Source organism: Streptomyces sp. PH10-H1 (genome assembly GCF_030063355.1).
In the GTDB taxonomy this organism is placed as follows: Bacteria; Actinomycetota; Actinomycetes; order Streptomycetales; family Streptomycetaceae; genus Actinacidiphila.
In genome coordinates this window covers 1-17,767 of record NZ_JASISZ010000064.1, presented here as the reverse complement: position 1 = coordinate 17,767, position 17,767 = coordinate 1, and the positions used below count along the sequence as shown (strand labels likewise).

At 72.3% G+C, this 17,767-nt stretch carries 9 protein-coding genes; 2 read left to right on the top strand and 7 right to left on the bottom strand.

All coding sequences use genetic code 11. The features are described from left to right. Nucleotides 1-156 precede the first annotated feature (156 nt). The 7 genes from QMK24_RS30500 to QMK24_RS30470 form a co-directional block, all read right to left on the bottom strand. The gene (locus QMK24_RS30500) at nt 157-3,729 is read right to left on the bottom strand and encodes a bifunctional glycosyltransferase/CDP-glycerol:glycerophosphate glycerophosphotransferase (RefSeq protein ID WP_283470059.1); all 3,573 of its coding nucleotides are present in this window, start codon (nt 3,727-3,729) and stop codon (nt 157-159) included. Between the two features lie 257 nt (nt 3,730-3,986). Beyond that, nucleotides 3,987-4,952, bottom strand: coding sequence for a class I SAM-dependent methyltransferase (locus tag QMK24_RS30495; RefSeq protein WP_283470058.1), 966 nt, complete (start codon nt 4,950-4,952; stop codon nt 3,987-3,989). Nucleotides 4,953-4,963: 11 nt separating this feature from the next. Beyond that, nucleotides 4,964-7,267 carry a bifunctional glycosyltransferase/CDP-glycerol:glycerophosphate glycerophosphotransferase gene (locus QMK24_RS30490; RefSeq protein WP_283470057.1) on the bottom strand — a complete coding sequence of 768 codons (2,304 nt, stop codon included), beginning with the start codon at nt 7,265-7,267 and terminating at the stop codon, nt 4,964-4,966. Between the two features lie 228 nt (nt 7,268-7,495). Next, nucleotides 7,496-8,347, bottom strand: a complete 852-nt coding sequence (locus QMK24_RS30485) for a carbohydrate ABC transporter permease (protein WP_283470056.1) — start codon at nt 8,345-8,347, stop codon at nt 7,496-7,498. After that, the gene (locus QMK24_RS30480) at nt 8,344-9,624 is read right to left on the bottom strand and encodes a carbohydrate ABC transporter permease (RefSeq protein WP_283470081.1); all 1,281 of its coding nucleotides are present in this window, start codon (nt 9,622-9,624) and stop codon (nt 8,344-8,346) included. Before QMK24_RS30480 ends, QMK24_RS30485 begins: the two co-directional genes overlap by 4 nt. Nucleotides 9,625-9,694: 70 nt before the next feature. Continuing rightward, entirely contained in the window at nt 9,695-11,071 is a 1,377-nt protein-coding gene (locus QMK24_RS30475) for an ABC transporter substrate-binding protein (protein ID WP_283470055.1), read from the bottom strand. A 171-nt stretch (nt 11,072-11,242) separates the two neighbouring features. Next, the gene (locus QMK24_RS30470; RefSeq protein WP_283470054.1) at nt 11,243-14,398 is read right to left on the bottom strand and encodes an FtsK/SpoIIIE domain-containing protein; all 3,156 of its coding nucleotides are present in this window, start codon (nt 14,396-14,398) and stop codon (nt 11,243-11,245) included. 406 nt (nt 14,399-14,804) lie between these two features. Between QMK24_RS30470 and QMK24_RS30465 the strand changes: the two genes are divergently transcribed. Beyond that, entirely contained in the window at nt 14,805-16,520 is a 1,716-nt protein-coding gene (locus tag QMK24_RS30465) for a serine/threonine-protein kinase (protein ID WP_283470053.1), read from the top strand. A 188-nt stretch (nt 16,521-16,708) separates the two neighbouring features. Further along, nucleotides 16,709-17,767: serine/threonine-protein kinase (locus QMK24_RS30460; protein ID WP_283470052.1), on the top strand; the 1,059-nt coding region annotated here is incomplete at its 3' end.

Below are 17,767 nucleotides of genomic sequence, written 5' to 3'. Positions count from 1 at the left end.
GAATGAACTCGGGGCGGTGACGAGCCGGCCGGTCGGGAGACCAGCGGCGGGGATGGCCCCCGGCTGAGCCGGCCGACGCCGGAAGCTTTGGTCATGAACGCTAGCAGCGCGGTGACGGCGAACACCAGGGCAGCCGGACACCGGTGCGGGGGACTCTCAGCTGCGGACGGAAAGCAGCAGGTCAGCGACTCGGGAGGCGGCCAATCCATCATCCAGGGGACAGAATGCGGCCTGGAACTGTGCGTAGTTGTCCGCGCTGTGCCGGGTGACGGCGTCCAGATCGCGCAGCGCGCCGATCAGGTCGGCGGTGCTGTGCAGGAGGGGGCCGGGGGCCTGGGCCTCGAAATCGAGGTAGAAGCCGCGGAGGGTGTCGCGGTAGTGGTCCAGGTCCGGGGTGAGGAAGAGCATGGGGCGGCCGGTGTTCGCGAAGTCGGCCATCGCGGACGAATAGTCGGTGACCAGCACGTCGGCGATGAGCAGCAGCTCGGCGAGATCCGGGTGGCCGGAGACATCCCGGGCGAAGCCGCTGCCGTTGACCGCCACCCGGTCGGCGACCAGCGGATGGGCGCGGACCAGCAGGACGTGATCGGCGGCGAGCGCCGACTCCGCCGCGGCCAGGTCCAGGGCGAGGTCCAGCTTGTAGTGCCGCTCGTCGTACGCCTGGTCGTCGCGCTGGGTGGGGGCGTACAGGACGACCCGCTTGCCCGGCGGGAGGCCGAGCCGGGAGCGGACCTCCTCGGCGAGCTTGTCGCGGTCGTCGGCGAAGAACACGTCGGTACGCGGGAGCCCGGTCTCGGCGACCTCGCCGTCGTAACCGAGCGCCTGGCGCAGCAGCGGTGTGCTGTACGGGTTCGGGGAGATGAGCACGTCCCACTGGTGGCCGCGCCGGGGCTGCGGCCACAGGTGGCTGAGGTCGGCGCACAGGGTGCCGGCCAGGTCCTGGCCGATGCGCTTGACGGGGGTGCCGTGCCAGGTCTGGACGACCCGCTGGCCCTCGCGCCGCTGGAACCAGGCGGGCAGATGGGTATTGGTGACGAGGTGGCGGCTGCGCGCGAGCGCCTCGTGCCATGCGGCGCTGCCGTGGATGACGGCGCGCGCGGTGGGCGGCAGCTGCACCCGGGCGTCGCCGACCACCCACAGGTGGTCGAGGGCGGCGCCGCGGCGCACCAGCTCCTCATGGACGGCGCGCGGCGAGTCCGAGTACTGGCGGCCGTCGAAGCTGCTGTAGAGCACGGAGTCCCGCAGCTCCCGGCCGCGGGCCTGCGGATAGTGCCGCTCGCGCAGCAGCCGCCGGCGGTACGGGCCGTGGTCCTCGGGCGGCACGGCGGGACCGGCGTCCAGGATCAGCTGGTCGTGGTGGCGGCGGTTCAGCGCCAGGGCCCGGCCGCCGTACGGCAGGGCGAGCGACAGCGGCAGGGCGGGGAACGCGGCGGGGGCGACGCGCATGGGGGCGTCGGTCTCCGCGGCACGCAGGTGGAGGTACCAGCGGCCTTCGCACGGCGCCGCGTCCGCCGGCTGAACGGTCACCCTGAATCGGTCCCCGTCCGCGGTGACCGGGAACACGGCCTCCGCCCGGTGCGTGCCGTGCTTGAGAACCAGCTCGGCCCCGGCGGGCGTGGCGGGCGGCAGGTCGCCCTCGATGAGCAGCGAGCCGTCGGGCCGCCGGACGACCCGGTCGGCCAGCGGCTGGGGCGTACGGTCGCGCAGCGCCAGGTTCCCGGCGGGGCCGGCCTCGAAGACCAGCTCGCGGTGGATCCCGCCGAGCCGGGGGTCGGTGCCGAGCCCGTACCGGCCGGGCGGCACCGGCCGGTCGAGAACGATCCGCGGATTCCGCCCGTCGGGCAGGGTGAAGACCGCGTCCCAGGTCTCGGTCGCCCCGTCGATGACGCCCTGCGGGCCGTCGGCGATGGTGGGGCGGGTGCCCGCCAGGTCGGCGAGGGACAGCCGGACCGTGATCACGCTCCCCGCCGGACCGGCCGGGCGGCAGACGGCGGGGTAGTCGAAGGCCGTACCGGACGCCTGGTGGGTCAGCCGCAGGGTGCGCGGCTGCTGGTCACCGCTGTTGGCGGCGATCAGCTCGACGCCGTCGTCGTCCAGGGCGCGGTGACCGGTCAGCCGGACCATGACCGGCTCGACCGACAGCTTCAGCCGCCCGTCCTTGAACCACGGGACCAGGCGCAACCCCTTCCCCAGTGCGTGCGGCAGCGGTGAGGCGCCCGAGCCGCTGTCCCCGGCGCGCACTGCGGCCTGGCGGACGACGCCGGAGGTCGCCACGGCGATGCCGAGCCGCCACTGGCCCGCGACCCACCGCTCGCCGCGCCGCAGCCGCTTCGGGTCGACGGTGATCTCGAAGCCGGACCAGTCGTAGCAGTGCTGCTCCTGCCCCGAGGTGTCGGTGGCCTCGGGGCACGGCACGTTACGCAGCGGGAGCAGCAGCTTGCGGCGGCCGGACGTCAGGAACGCGGTCTTGAGGGACCTGCGCCGGCTGGAGGCGTCCAGGTTGCGGATGTACGCATAGCCCGTGAGGACGAGCTTGCCGTCCTCCCAGCGGGATTCCAGGAGGCGGGCCCGCACCGGGAGGTCACCGGCGGACAGCGCGGTCGTCGCGCGCGGCAGCCGGATCGTGCCGCCTCCTTCGGCGGGGAGTTCTGCGCGCCGGCGCAGCGGCGGGCCCGCGACGGTGAAGCCGGACGCGTTGCGCTCCTGGTGGGCGAGTACGGTCAGCAGCTCGCCGAGCCGGCCCTCGCGGACCAGGTGCCAGGTGATCCGCAGTTCCACCGGGAGTTCACCGTGGAGCGCCGGGTCGACGCGCGTCAGGAAGTCCCTGACGCGGTCCAGGAAGACCTCGCGGTACTCCGGGCCGGCCATCGGCAGGACCCGGGCGCAGGACAGCAGATCATCGGCCAGGACGGAACGGTCGTAGTCCCGTTTGTACGCGGACCAGGGCGTGTTGCCGGGGCCGGGGCTGGCGCCGAGGCCGGGGCTGGCGCCGGGGCGGGCGAGGAAGCGGCTGACCCCGTCGACGGCCGCGACGCGGTCCCGCAGGCCCTTGACGTCGGTGCGCCGCCGGGTGTCCAAGCCCTCGTGGATCCGCCGGTGGACGACGTGCTCGTGCAAGACGTCGACGGCTTCGGCGAGGAAGTGCGCCCGGATGGTGACGGGGGCGTCCTCGAAGTGCACTCCTTCGGGGAACACGAGGGCGTGCTCGTCCCAGAACGTGCGGCGGAACACCTTGTTGCTTACGGTCCGGTCGGCGAGCAGCGTGAGGTCCCTGGTGATGTGAGTGCCCCGCACGGTCTCGCGCATACCGCGCTGCTGCCGCGCCTGGCTGCGGCCCCGCGAGGTCAGCCGGTAGACGTTTCCGGTCGCGATGTCCGACCCCGACCGGTCCAGCAGGGCGACGAGCCGCTCGTACGCCCGCGGCGGCAGGAGGTCGTCGCCGTTGAGGAATGCCAGGTAGGTGGTGCGTGGATCCGCGTGCCGCGTCCCGGTGTTGCGGGCCTTCCCGGTGCCGGCCTCGGTGCCCTGCTGCTGCATGCGGACCAGCCGGAAGCGCGGGTCCCGGTCGGCGAAGCGCTGTGCGATCTCCGGGCCGTGGTCCGCCGAACCGTTGTCGACCATCACTACCTCGAGGCCGTCCAGTGTCTGTTCCGCGACCGACAGGAGGCATTCCTCCAGGTACTGCTCGACGTTGCGGACGGGGACGACGACGGTCAGTCGGGGCGTCATTCGGAGGCGGGCCTTTCCGGGCAGGGTGCGGGGCCGGGCTCTCCGGCACGGGGGTCCGAAATCGCCTCTTTACGGGCCTGGCGGCCCACAAATGGATCGGCAGCATTTCGGACCCCCGCGCCTACGACCCCGTCCCCTCCCGTGGGTTGGGCGGCTCCGGCGCGATGGAGAATTCGGTTTGACCCAGCGTAGCGGACTCGTCGCTCTTGGTGATTGTCCCGTGCACTGCGTCGCCCTGGCCCTGCCCCCGGTAGGCCCTAGTCGCGCTGCTTCGCCTTCACGATCGCCTTTGTGATGAAGGGCGGCAGCACGTTGACCGCGAAGCGGCGGAGCGGGGAGCGGCGGCTTCGTGCGGGTGCGGACTTGGCGGCGGCCGGGGCGGAGGCGGCGGCGCCGTCCTTGGGGGTGGCCTGGGCCGGGATGGCGATACCGCGGCGGGGCGCGGGCTGGGCCGGGAGAGCGGCCTTCTTGCCGCTGATGCGGATGAGCTGTTCGCCGGCGACGGTCTGCACCTCGTGCCAGAGGTCCTCGCGGGTCCCCAGCCAGGCCAGCAGCTCGGTGCGGACGGCCGCGGGGTCGCCCCAGGTGCCGTAGAGCTTGGTGCCGGTGATGCAGAGGGCGTGCAGCCCGCCGGTGGTCACGGCCTGCCAGGCCGCGGCGGCGACGCCGGGGCAGTGCTCGGCGCGGAAGTCGTCGAGGACGACGATGCCGTGCGGCTTCAGCAGGTCACGGGCGTCGGCGATGTCCGCGTGGACGTGCTCGTACAGGTGCGAGGCGTCGATGTGGACGAACCGGCAGCTGTCGGCGGTGACATGGTCGGGCACGACCGAGGACAGGCCCTGGATGACCGTCGGCAGCTCCGGGTGGAAGGCGAGGTAGTTCGCCTCGAAGGCCCGCCGGGTGAGCGTGGAGTACGACCTGGCCATTTCGGCGCTGTTCGCGGTGTCCTCGGCGGGCCCGTCGAACAGGTCGCAGACCGTGAAGCGCTCACCCTCCCGCAGATAGGAGCCGGTGAAAATGGCGCTCTTGCCCATGTACACGCCCACTTCGAGCAGGTCGCCGGGCTCGGTGAGGTCCTGCTGGCGGCTGAGGAACCAGTCGAAGAGCACCTGGTCGGCGGGGAAGAACCAGCCCTTCACATCGGCCAGTCGCGTGGGGAGGGGAAGCTGCTCGGCGGTTTTCACGGGGGCTTCCACGGGGGCTTCCACGGGGGTGGCGGTCATGGGGGTTCCGTTCAGTGGTCGCTTGACGCGAGTGAGGCGGAGACGGACAGGGTCCCGGTGTGCGGCCGGCTGGACAGCGCGCGCGCCTGGCCGGGCGCCGGCGCGGGACGGCGGTCCTCGAGGGGGATGACCGAGGGGAGGGTGTCCTCCGGCAGGCCCCGCAGGCCCCGGTGGTCCTCCAGGAACAGCCGGCGGACCACGCGCTCGGCGGCGTTTCCGTCGTCGTACGGGCAGAAGCGCTCGCGGAAGGCGGCGCGCAGCTGGGCGGAGCGCGGCCCGCGCCAGGCGTCGGTGGCGAGGATGTCGGTCAATTCATCCTCACTGCGCGCGACGAGGCCGGGCGGCTGCGCGGTGATGTCGAAGTAGGCTCCGCGCGACGCACGGTAGACCTCCCAGTCCTCGGCATGGATGACGATCGGCCGGTCGAGATTGGCGTAGTCGAACATCAGCGACGAGTAGTCGGTCAGCAGCACGTCCGAGGCCAGGCAGAGCTGCTCGACGGACGGGTGCCGGGACACGTCGAGGAAGGCCGGCTGTCCGGCAGCGTGCTGCGCTCCGGTGTCGTAGAGGTGATGGGTGCGCATCAGGACCGTGAATCCGGGGCCAAGTTCCCGGGCCATCCGGTCCACGTCGAGTTCCGGCCGGTAGCCGCCGCGGTAGTCGCGGTGGGTGGGCGCGTACAGCACCGCCGTGGAGTCGCGCGGAATGCCCAGCTCGGCGCGGATGCGGAGGATGTCCTCGGTGGTGGCCCGCTGGAAGATGTCATTGCGCGGCTGGCCGTACTCGAGAGTGGTGAAGCCGGACGGGTAGGCGCGCTCCCAGGTGAGGCTGGAGTGCCGGTTGGACGACAGGCTGTAGTCCCAGCGGTCCACGTGCTGGAGCAGCTGTTCGAAGTCGGTCCCGCGCGCGGCGGCCGGGAACTCCCGCAGGTCCAGGCCCATGTGCTTGAGCGGGGTGCCGTGGTGGGTCTGCAGATTGAGCTGGCCGGCCCGCTTGGTGTAGCGGTGGTCGAACTCGGCGTTGCTGACCAGGTACTTGGCGCGGGCCAGCGCCGTCCAGTAGGCGGCCGAGCCCGGTTGCAGCCGGCGCACGCCCGGCGGCAGGGTGTGGGCGTGCTCGAGGGTGGTGACCCAGGCGGTGCGGATGTGCGGCGCGAGCTCCCGCAGCCGGGCCTCGATCGCGGCCGGGTTGCAGACATAGCCACGGTCCCGGTAGGCGGAGAAGACCGCCAGATCCGGGTCGAGGGCGCGGCGGCGCTGGAGGCGGTAGTGCAGCCGCAGCGCGGCCTCGCGGATCCGGCCGCAGCCGGCGGTCGCGCGCGCCTGCGAGCGCAGCCGCAGCCGGTGGACGGCGCCGAGCGCCCGGAAGGTGCGGCGTGCCCCGAGGCGCACCAGGAGGCAGCGCAGCCCCGAGCGGCCGCCGAGGGGGGCGCGGTACTTCCGCGGGCGGTGCCGGCGGTAGTAGGAGCGGCAGCGCTTGAAGTAGTCGGCGCGCGCCGAACGCGGCAGCCGGCCGGGGACGTTGTAGACGGCGGTGAGGTGGTCGAGCATCCGGCCGAAGAGGACCGGCCGCCAGCGCTCCAGCTCCGGGTGGCTGTCGAGGAAGGCGAACACCCGGTCGTACTGCTTGAAGATGTCGAAGTGCCGGCGGCTCGTGGTGGCGAGGATGTTGCCGCGCCGGCGCTGCCGGTAGTGGACGCACACCCGGTCGAGGACGGCGATCGACCCGGCGGCCAGCAGCGCCTCATGGGTCCACGGAGTGGCCTCGTAGTAGCCGGGCGGGAAGGACAGCCCGCGGCGTTCGACGAACTCGCGGCGGTACGCCTTGTTCCAGACGACCGTGAGCAGGCGGAGCAGCTCCGGGCGGTCGTCGAGGACGAAGGCGGCCGGGCCGCTCTGGGCGAGGAGCCCGGCGAACCGGTTGCGCCGCGCGTCGCCGTTCCAGTAGGTGCGTTCGTAGTCGTAGACGAGGAGGTCAGGACCGCCGGTCTCCTTGACGCGGTCGGCGATCGCCCGCAGGGAGCCCGGGGCGAGCGTGTCGTCGCTGTCGAGGAAGAGCAGATAGTCGCCGGTGGCGCGGGACAGGCCGGCGTTGCGGGCGTGTCCCGGGCCGACGTTCTCCGGGAGGTGGATGGCGGTGATCCGGTGGTCACGGCCGGCGAACTCGTCGATGATCTCGCCGCTGCCGTCCGGTGAGCCGTCGTTGACCACGATCAGTTCGAAGTCGGTGAAGGACTGGGTCAATACGGATGCCAGGCAGGCGTGCAGATAGGCCTGAACCTTGTAGGCGGGAACGATGACGCTGAACCGAGGCAAGGCACATCCAGGAGTCGACGCGGGCGCTGTGGACGGGCGCCCGCGTACGCACCAAATGCGAGGATTACTCGGTTATCGGATGAACAGTGATGTACGCGGCCTGTGCCCGTTATATGGGGCGCAACGTCGCGGAGAGTGATCTGGTTACGGCGTACGCGGGTGTGCTTGCCCGCGCGTTGACCCGGGTCGGCCGCGTGTTGACCCGGGTTGCCCGCGTGTTGACCCGGGCTACTTCACGGCGCCCGCCATCACCCCCGACACGAACTGCCGCTGGAAGGCGAAGAACACGGCCAGCGGGATCACCATGGACACGAACGCGCCCGGCGCGAGGATGTCGATGTTGCTGCCGAACTGCCGGACCTGCTGCTGCAGGGCGACGGTGATCGGCTGCGAGTTGCTGTCGGCGAAGATCAGCGCCACCAGCATGTCGTTCCACACCCACAGGAACTGGAAGATGCCCAGCGAGGCGATGGCGGGGCCGCCCAGCGGCATGATCACGGTGGTGAAGAGCCGCAGCTCGCCGGCCCCGTCCAGGCGTGCCGCCTCCAGCAGTTCGCGCGGGATCTCCGCGAAGAAGTTCCGCAGCAGGAAGATCGCGAACGGCAGGCCGAAGGCGGTGTGGAAGAGCACCACGCCGGTGATGTCACCGAAGATGCCGACCTTCCCGAAGAGCTGGGCGACCGGGATCAGCGCCACCTGGACCGGAACGACCAGCAGGCCCACCACGGCCAGGAACCACCAGTCGCGACCGCGGAAGTCCATCCAGGCGAAGGCGTAGCCGGCCAGCGAGCCGATGACGACGACGAGCAGCGTGGTGGGGACGGTGATGAGGATCGTGTTGACGAGCGAGTTGACGACGGTGTCGTTGCTGAGCAGCGACTTGTAGTTGGAGACCGTGAGCTGGGAAGGGGCGCTGAAGACCTTCCACCAGCCGGTCGCCGCGATGTCCGTGGGGTCGCGCAGGGAGGACAGCAGCAGGCCGATGGTCGGCAGCAGCCAGAAGAGCGCGACCACGATCAGGAAGACGCGGACCGCGCCGCCACTGACCCAGGCCGCGAGTTTCGCCGCGATCGCGCTCATCGTCGTGCCTCTCTGCGCAGCCGCCGGATATTGAAGATCATCACAGGCAGGACGAGCAGCAGCAGGAGGACGCCGATCGCACTGCCGACCCCCTGGTCGTTGCCGCCGCCGAAGGACTTCAGGTACAGCTGCAGGGCGAGCACGTTGGCGTCCTTCTGCGACGCGCCCGGCGCGATGATGTAGACGAGGTCGAAGATCTTCAGCACGTTGATCATCAAGGTGATGAGGACCACCACCAGGACCGGTGCCAGCAGCGGCACGGTGATCTTCCGGAACACCTGCCACTCGCTGGCGCCGTCCACCCGCGCCTGCTCCAGCAGTTCACGCGGCACACCGGCCAGGCCGGCCGCGATCAGCACCATCGCGAAGCCCGCCCACATCCAGATGTACGAGACGATGATGGACGGTGTGACCAGGCTCGGGCCGAGCCAGTCGACGCCGTTGTACTGTGAGGCGAAGTTGGAGGCGGGCAGCCGCAGTTGGGCTCCCGCCGCCGAGGCCGGCAGCGAGAACGTGCCGTCGTCACCGGATTTCGCCGACGCGACGACCTTGCCGTCCTTCACCGCCTCGACCTTGACGCCCGGCAGCGCCTTCTCGCCCGGGTCGATCACGCCCGGCTTCCCGCCGCCACCGGGCTTGAAGTCCAGCCACACCGTGCCCGAGACGCCGTCCGCCGCGGGCGCGGCGGCCTTGGCGTCCTGCGCCCCGGCCGGGATCCTGTTCTGCGGGATCCCGATCAGCGGCAGCGCCGCCGCGGTGCCCGGCCTGGCCTGCGACTTGGAGGTGTACGAGCCGCCCGCCGTCGACGCCAGATCGCTGTTGGGCCGTGGTCTGGCACCCGGATAGGCGGACGCCTCGGCGAAGGTGTCATGGATCGAGACCACGACGGCGTTGGCGACCCCCTTGCCCGGGTCGTTCTCGTACACCAGCCGGAAGATGATCCCGGCGGCCAGCATCGAGATCGCCATCGGCATGAAGACCACGAGCTTGAAAGCCGTGCCCCAGGACACCCGCTCGGTCAGTACCGCGAAGATCAGCCCCAGCGCGGTGGCCACCACCGGGGCGATCACCACCCAGATCGCGTTGTTCTTGACGGCCGTCAGATTGCCGGGGTCGCTGAAGACCTCACCGAAGTTCTTCAGGCCGACGAACGACGCGTTGTCCGCGTCGAACAGGCTGCGCTGGAGGGTGTACCCGATCGGGTACAGCACCAGCGAACCGAGCAGCACCAGCGCGGGCAGCAGAAAGGCGATCGCCACCCATGGGCGGGTGCCCATCAGACTCTTGCGTCTCACGGGGGGCGGTCCGGCCGCGCCCCCCGTGGTCACCGACGAGGTCACCGACGCCTCAGCCCTTGTACGCCTTGGTGGCGTCCGCTTCGAGTTTGGCCTGGGCGCCGGCCACATCGGCCGGTTTCACCAGGAAGTCCTGCAGGTCCTTCCACTCGCCCTCGCCCTTCGTACCGCCGAACGCGGCGGGCGCCTGGTCGGACATGTCGAACCGGAAGTCGTCGCCCGCCGAGATCAGCGCCGTGGCGATGCCACGGGTGACGTCATCGGGATAGGCCGACATGGGCAGCGACTTGTTCGGCGACAGGAAACCGCCGGGCTTCGCCCACACCTGCGCCGCGTCGGTCGAGGCGAGGAAGGTCAGCAGCGCCTGCGCGCCCTTGCTGTCCTTCAGCGCCACAGCCACATCGCCGCCGCTGACCACGGGCGCCTTGCCGCTGCCGACGGCCGGGAACGGGAACACCTTGGCGTCCGTGCCCACCTTCGCCTTGGTGCTGGCGGAGATGACCGAGGCGACAAAGTCACCCTCGTAGACCATCGCGGCACCGGGCGGAGTACCGGTGAAGGTCTGGGTGATCGACTTCGGGAAGTCGGTCTGCAGCGCGCCGCTCTGGCCGCCCGCGAGGAGGTCCTTCTTGCCGAACAGGCCGGCCAGGGTGGTCAGCGCGTCCTTCACGGACGGGTCGGTCCACTTGATCTTGTGCTGTGCGAGCTGGTCGTACTTCTCCGGTCCCGCCTGGCTCAGATAGACGTTCTCGAACCAGTCGGTCAGTGTCCAGCCGTCCGCGCCGCCGACCGACACCGCGGGCGTGCCCGACTCGAAGACCGTCTCCGCGGTCTTCAGGAAGTCGTCCCAGCTCTTCGGCTCCGCCGCGCCCGCCTGCTGGAATGCCGCGGTGTTGTACCAGATCAGCGACTTGTTCGCGGCCTTGGCATACACCCCGTACTGCTTGCCCTGGTACCCGCCGAGATCCTTCCAGCCCTTCGAGAAATTCTTGTCCAGCTGCGCCTGGGCCTCCGGGCCCAGCGGCTTCAGCCAGCCCTTCTCCGCGAACTGGTGCAGCACGCCGACCTGCGGCAGGAACGCCACGTCCGGCGGCGCCCCGCCCTGGATCTTCGTCCCGAGGAACGTGGAGGTGCTGTCACCGGTCGGTACGAAGGTGACCTCCGCGCCGGTGCGCTTCTTGAATTCGTCCAGCACATTCTGGAAGTTCTTCTGCTCGGGGCCGGTCCATACGGCGGCCACCTCGAGCTTCTGGCCCTTGAGATCCGGCAACTGTAGTCCGGAGGAGGAAGGCGTTGTGGCCTTCGCCCCACTGTCCTTCTTGCTGTCGCCGCCGCATCCGGCCGCGGTGAGCGTCAGTGCGGTGGCCGCTATGACGGCCAATGCGGTTCGTGCCTGGCGGTTGTGCGCGCGCGTGCTGAATGTACGCATCTGCTCATCCCCTCGGTCCCGTCCGTCTGTCCTACGCCCGGGCCGAACGGCGACGCAAGGGCAAGGGTGGGGTATAGGGGTTGATCGTGACCATGACGTGATGCGGTGTCAGCGGGGTTTATTCAGCGGAAACTTGGGCCTCGCGCGCGATCTGTCACACCACGTGATCCGTCACAACAGCGGAACGGCCGCACCGGCCCCCGTCGACTCGGCGGCCCGCTGCAGCGCGCTGGCGAGCAGCGCGAGGTCCGTCGGCCCGTTGCCCAGCTCGCGCAGCGGCCTTCGGGTCGGCGGGTCGCCCATCCGCTCCCACTCCAGCGGCACCACCGTGGGCCGCAGCGTGGCCGTACGGGGGATGCGGCCGCTGACCCGGCCCGCCTGGAACGGCGCCACGGCCCCGCCGGGGCGGCGCAGATAGCCGCGGCCCGGCAGCTCCTCGTCCAGCCCCGCCGGGTCCTCGACATGGACCAGCAGGGTGGCCGACGCCGGATCCTCGGTGCGCAGCGCGATCCGCAGCCGGGACCGTTCGTCCGCCTCGGTGCCCGAGGTGCGCTCCGGGCGCCCCGTCGACGCGACCAGGTGGACGCCTAGCCGCTCGCCGTCGCGGGCCACCGCCTCCAGCGCCCGCACGACGGAACCGGCCGCCGGGCGGCCGGTACTGCCGAGCCCCGGCGCGACCAGCGCGTCGAAATCGTCTACCACGACCACCAGCCGGGGGAGCGCGGAATCGTTGCGCGTCTGGACGCGCAGCGCGCCCTGCTCGGACGGTTTGCGGCCGTCGCCCCGCGCCGTGGACTGCCTCGGCACGGTCACCATCCGGTCCGCGTGCCACTCCCCGAAGGCCTGGCCGCCGAGCAGCTCCTCGCGGCGCTTGAGCTCGGCGCCGAGCGCCTGGGCGAACGCGCGCATCCGGGTGGGATCGGAGGCCGCCAGATACGTCGAGACATGGGGCAGATCCGTGACCGCGCGCAGCCCTTCGCCGCGCTCGGTCCCCGCGCCGTCGACCAGGACCAGCGCCAGCCGGTCCGGCCGCTCGGCGGCGGCCAGCGCCGAGGCGACCGACCGCAGCAGCTCGGTCTTCCCCGAACCGGGGGCGCCGCCCACCATCAGATGCGGCCCCTCCGCCGCCAGGTCGACGACGACCCGGCCGCCGGAACCCGAACCCAGCACCGCCAGCGCCCGGCCGCCGGCCCGTGCGTAACCGGTGAGGCCCTGCTGCCCGGCGTCCTCGCCGCCTTCGGCTTCGGTCTGTGCGGGATCCGGTGTGCCGTCCCAGCGCGCGGTGATCTTCGCGGGGGTGGCCAGCGCCAGATCCAGCGCGTCCAGCAGCCGTACGGTGCGCGGCAGCGCGTTGCGGGTGCGCGGCGCCGCCGTGTCCGTCTCGCGCAGCGGCGCGAGCGCCCGGGCGAACCGCTCCGCCCACGCGGGCGACACCGCGTCGACGACGACCTGCGCGGGCCCGTGCGGATCCATCCGCAGTGTCGTCGCGACATCGCCCGAGAGCCGGGCGACCGCGCCGCACTCCGTCGCGAGCCGTTCTGGCGACTCGGCCAGGCAGACCACATGCATCCCGACCGAGGGACCGGCGGCCGCTATCCGGCCGAGGGTGTCGCGCAGCGCGGCGGAACCGGGATCGCCGTCCACCACGACCAGGGTGTACGGGCCCTCTCTGCGGGCCGCGGCCTCGGCGACGGCCTCCGGGGCGGCCCCGGCCCAGCCGGAGCCCAGCGGTCCGTCCTCCAGCCGGCGGGCCAGTTCTGTGACGCGCGCGCCGGCCTGCTCACGGTCGAACGCGAGCAGCAGCCGGCAGTCCTGGCCGTGTGCGGGGCGCAGCTGCGGCAGCCAGTTGAGCCAGGCCCATTCGTCGGACCGCTGCTCAGCGCCGCGGGAGCGGTCCGCGCTGATCAGCACCAGCTCCAGCGTGGTGGGGGAGTGCAGCGCGCAGGCCTGTGCCAGCACGGCGCGGGCCAGGCCCGCCAGCCGTGGCCGCGGCCCGGCCAGCCCCAGCGCGAAGGTGTGGGGATCCCGCAGATCGACCGTGAAGGGCACCGCCCGCAGGGTGCCCGTGCCGTCCTCCGAGGGCAGATCGGCCGTGCCCAGCCGCAGTGTCAGCGCGTCCGGGTGGCCGGGCCCGCGCTCCCACAGCCGCTGGCCGGGCCCCAGTGCGGTCAGCAGCACGGTGGCCGGGTCCGGCCACCGTTCCCGCAGCGCGGCCGCCTCGGCGGCCAGTCTGGCGCCGTCCGCGCCCTGCCCCGCCGTGCCGCTTCCCGTCCGGCCGGCCGCCAGCCGTCGTGCCCAGGCTCCTATCGTCCCGGCGACCCGTCCGCCGCCGGGCTGTCCCTGCCGCGGCGGCGGTGCCCCGTCCTCGGGCCGCAGCCGCTCGCCGCGGCCGTAGGTCACCTCCTGGTCCGCGTATCCGTGCGAACCGCTCTGCGGGGTGTCCTGCCGGCGCGAGGGCCCAGTGCCCGGGGGCTCCGTGCTCGGGGGCTCCGTGCGCGGGGCCTCAGCGTGCGACGGCTCGGTACGCGGGGCCTCAGCGCGCGGGGCCTCAGCGCGCGGGGGCTCGGTGGAGGGCGGGATCAGAGGCAGTGGCGGCGCGCCGGGCCCGCCCGGCCCCCACCGGTCGCCGGGGTACGTGGCGGAGCCGTGACCCCCGTCCGGACGGACGGACGGGGGAAGGGTGACGCGGAGGTGGCCCTCGCTGTCCGGCGCCGCCGGGACGGGGATGCCGCCGCGGCCGGGTTCCAGATAGAGGGTGGATTCGCCGATACGGAGCAGCGCGCCGGGGGAGAGCGGGACCGGCCGGTCGCCCACCGGGCGGTCATCGACGGTGGTGCCGTTGGTCGAGCCGAGGTCGGCGACGGTGACCCGGCCGTCGGCGGCGACGGTGACGTCGCAGTGCAGCCGGGAGACGTCGGGGTCGTCCAGCGGAACATCGGCCTCGGCTGAGCGGCCGATCCTGACCTGGCCGCCCTGCAGCAGATGGACGCCGCCGGAGTCGGGGCCGCCGATCACGCACAGCCGGGCCGGGGCCGAGGTGCCTCCGCGCGGGTCGGCGTGCTGCTCCGCCGGGGTGTGCAACGACAGCACGGCGCCGTCGACGAGCGGGGGCATGCCGAGCAGGGCGCCGGGATCGAGCCGCTCGGCGCCCCAGTACAGCGCGACGGACGAACCGGAGGAGCGTGCGGGCTGGCCGGAGCCGGCTCCCGACGCGAGCGCACCGGAGACCGCGCTCAGAGCGGTCCCCGCGGGCGCGGTAATCAGCACGTCACAGGTGCGCGCCGCTCGGCCGCTGCGCGGCCCGAGGACGGTCAGCCGGATCTGCATCTCGTCCGCGGTCCCTTCTGCCCTGATGCCCGGCAGGAAGTGTCCTCCCCACCGCGCACGGGCGCGTCGACACGTACAAGCACGAGCACGCAGGCCCCTGTTGCCCCCCGCCGCACCCGTACGGGAAGCATCCTCCCACTTGCCACTGACAACCCGCCCCCGGTCCTGACAGTAGTGATCTTGAATGATCGGTTGTTGACCGAAAAGAGGCCACTTGTCGTAAGGAGGGACGGCGGGCGGAGCAACCAAGCGGAGGCCCCTCGCGTCCTAACTCCATGCTCAGCCGTCCGGTCGCCTGCCATCCCGGGCGGCTGTCAGGACGGCGGCACTACAGTTGGCAAGGCCGGCCCGACGGGCCATGGCGAAGCAGGGCACCACGCAGCACCAAGACCAGGGAGCGCATGACGTGCGGCCGGTAGGCAGCAAGTACCTCCTCGACGAGGTACTCGGACGCGGGGCGACGGGCACCGTCTGGCGCGCCCGGGTACGCGACGAGGACGGCGTCGTCGCGATCAAGGTGCTCAAGGAAGAGCTCGCGAGCGACCCCGACATCGTGATGCGGTTCCTGCGCGAGCGCGCGGTGCTGGTACGGCTGCGCCACCCGCACATCGTGCGGGTCAGGGACCTGGTCGTCGAGGGTGATCTGCTCGCCCTGGTGATGGACCTCGTCGACGGTCCCGACCTGCACCACTACCTGCGCGACAATGGCCCGTTCTCGCCGGTCGGCGCGGCCCTGCTGACCGCCGCCGTCGCCGACGCGCTCGCCGCCAGCCACGCCGACGGCGTGGTGCACCGCGACCTCAAGCCCGCCAATGTGCTGATCGCCACCACCTACGGTGACGACGGCAGCGCGCGCATGCACCCGATGCTCACCGACTTCGGCATCGCCCGCCTCGCGGACTCGCCCGGCATCACCAGGACCCATGAGTTCGTCGGCACTCCGGCCTATGTCGCCCCGGAGTCCGCGCAGGGCAAGCCGCAGACCTCCGCCGTCGACATGTACGGCGCGGGAATCCTGCTCTACGAGCTGGTCACCGGCCGCCCGCCGTTCCGCGGCGACAACGCGCTGGAGGTGCTGCACGCGCACCTGAGCGAGGAGCCGCGCCGCCCCAGCACCGTGCCGGAGCCGCTGTGGACGGTCATCGAGCGCTGCCTGCGCAAGATTCCGGAAGAGCGGCCCAGCGCTGAGAACCTGGCCCGCGCGCTGCGTGTGGTCGCCGCCGGAGTCGGCGCGCACGCCAGCCCCGCCGAGGCGGAGGCGGCGCTCGCCGCCGCCGCGCTGCTCGGCCCCGACCTCGCGCCGACGGCCGTCCTGGGCAGCGCCGACCCGACCCAGGTGCTGCCCTCGCACCTCTCCGCCCCGAACAGCGCGTACGACCCGAACGGCTACAACCCGAACAGCGGCTACGACGCGAACAGCTACGACCCGAACAGCGCGACCGGTGTGCTGCCGCACTCCGCCCCGGCCGGGCCGGGCGCCGACCGCACCCGCGTCATGCCGCCGGTGCCCGGCGGCCCGCCGCAGGGCTCGGGGGACGACCGGACGCCGCAGATCCCGCAGTCCCAGGACCCCCACCCCTGGCAGTCCCAGCTCAGCGCGGCCAGGCAGCGCGGCGAGCAGACGGAGCTCCAGTACCTCGACCCGGAGCAGGACCCGCTGCGCCGCAGGCCGCGCAGGCAGCCCGGCGGCCGGCAGCAGAACCCGCAGGGCCAGCAGGGGCAGTACCAGCAGCAGGGGCAGCAGCCGTACGCGCCGCAGCAGCCTGCCCAGCCCCAGCCGCGCTATCAGCAGCAGCCCCAGCAGCCCCAGCAGCAGGTCCAGCCGCGCTACCAGCAGCCACAGCCGCAGCGGTACGAGCCGCAGCGGCCGCCGCCGGAGCAGCCCGCCGCCCGCCGCGAGCCGCGTCCGCGCAGCGCCAACCCGATGAAGATCCCCGGCCTGGGCTGCCTCAAGGGGTGTCTGACCTCGATCCTCGTGCTGATCATCATCTTCGTGGTGGTCTGGTACACCACTCCGCTCCCGGACTGGGTCAACAGCGGCAAGAACCTGTGGGACACCACGTACGGCTGGGTCAGCACCGCCTGGGACAAGATCGCCCAGGTCACCGGATCGGGCAACTAGCCACAACCAGCCCCAACCACCCCCGTTGCGTTGGCGACTTGTCGACACCTGGGGGGTGATTTCCCCCGCAGAACCACACGTCACCACCCACCGGCCCCCCGAACGGCCGCCGGGCCGCGTAGTTTTGTCGCCAACGCGACAGCGCTGCGCTGCGGCGCGACGGACCTTCGGAGGAGTCGGAGCAGGCTTTGGCAAGGAAGATCGGCAGCCGGTACACCGCCCACCAGGTGCTGGGGCGGGGATCCGCCGGCACGGTGTGGCTGGGTGAGGGCCCCGAGGGTCCGGTCGCCATCAAGCTGCTGCGCGAGGATCTCGCCTCCGACCAGGATCTCGTCGGCCGCTTCGTGCAGGAGCGCACCGCGCTGCTCTCCCTCGACCATCCGCAGATCGTCGGCATCCGCGACCTCGTCGTCGACGGCACCGACCTCGCGCTGGTCATGGACCTGGTGCGCGGCACCGATCTGCGGTCCCGGCTGGAGCGCGAGCGCCGGCTCGCCCCCGAGGCCGCCGTCGCGATCGCCGCCGATGTCGCGGACGGACTGGCCGCCGCGCATGCCGCCGGCGTCGTCCACCGTGACGTCAAGCCCGAGAACGTCCTGCTCGACTCCGCCGCCCCCACCGGCCCCGGCGGCGCGCCCCCCGCCCTCCTCACCGACTTCGGCATCGCCCGCCTCGTCGACTCCCCGCGCCGCACCCGCGCCACCCGCATCATCGGCACTCCGGACTACCTCGCCCCCGAGATCATCGAGGGCCTCCCGCCGCGTGCCAGTGTCGACATCTACGCCCTCGCCACCGTGCTGTACGAGCTCCTGGCCGGCTTCACCCCGTTCGGCGGCGGCCACCCCGGCGCCGTACTGCGCCGCCATGTCACCGAGGCGGTCGCCCCGCTTCCGGACCTTCCCGACGAGCTGTGGCAGCTCCTCGCCCAGTGCCTCGCCAAGGCCCCCGCGTCCCGGCTCACCGCCGGAGAGCTGGGCGAACGGCTCCGCGACCAGCTACCGCAGCTGGCGGGCCTGCCGCCGCTCGACATCGACGCACCCGATGAGCACCCGGCCGACGCCGACGACGACACCCCGTACGAGCCGGACATCGGGCTGTTCGAGCCGCCGAGCCACCGCGGAGCCGTGCCCCTGGTGCGGGGCGCGGCCCCGGACTCCAGCCGGGACACCCACACGAGCATGAAGCTGCCCACCGCCGAGGAGCTGGCCGGTTACGGCCGCGGCGTGGCCGCCAGGACCTCCGGCGGC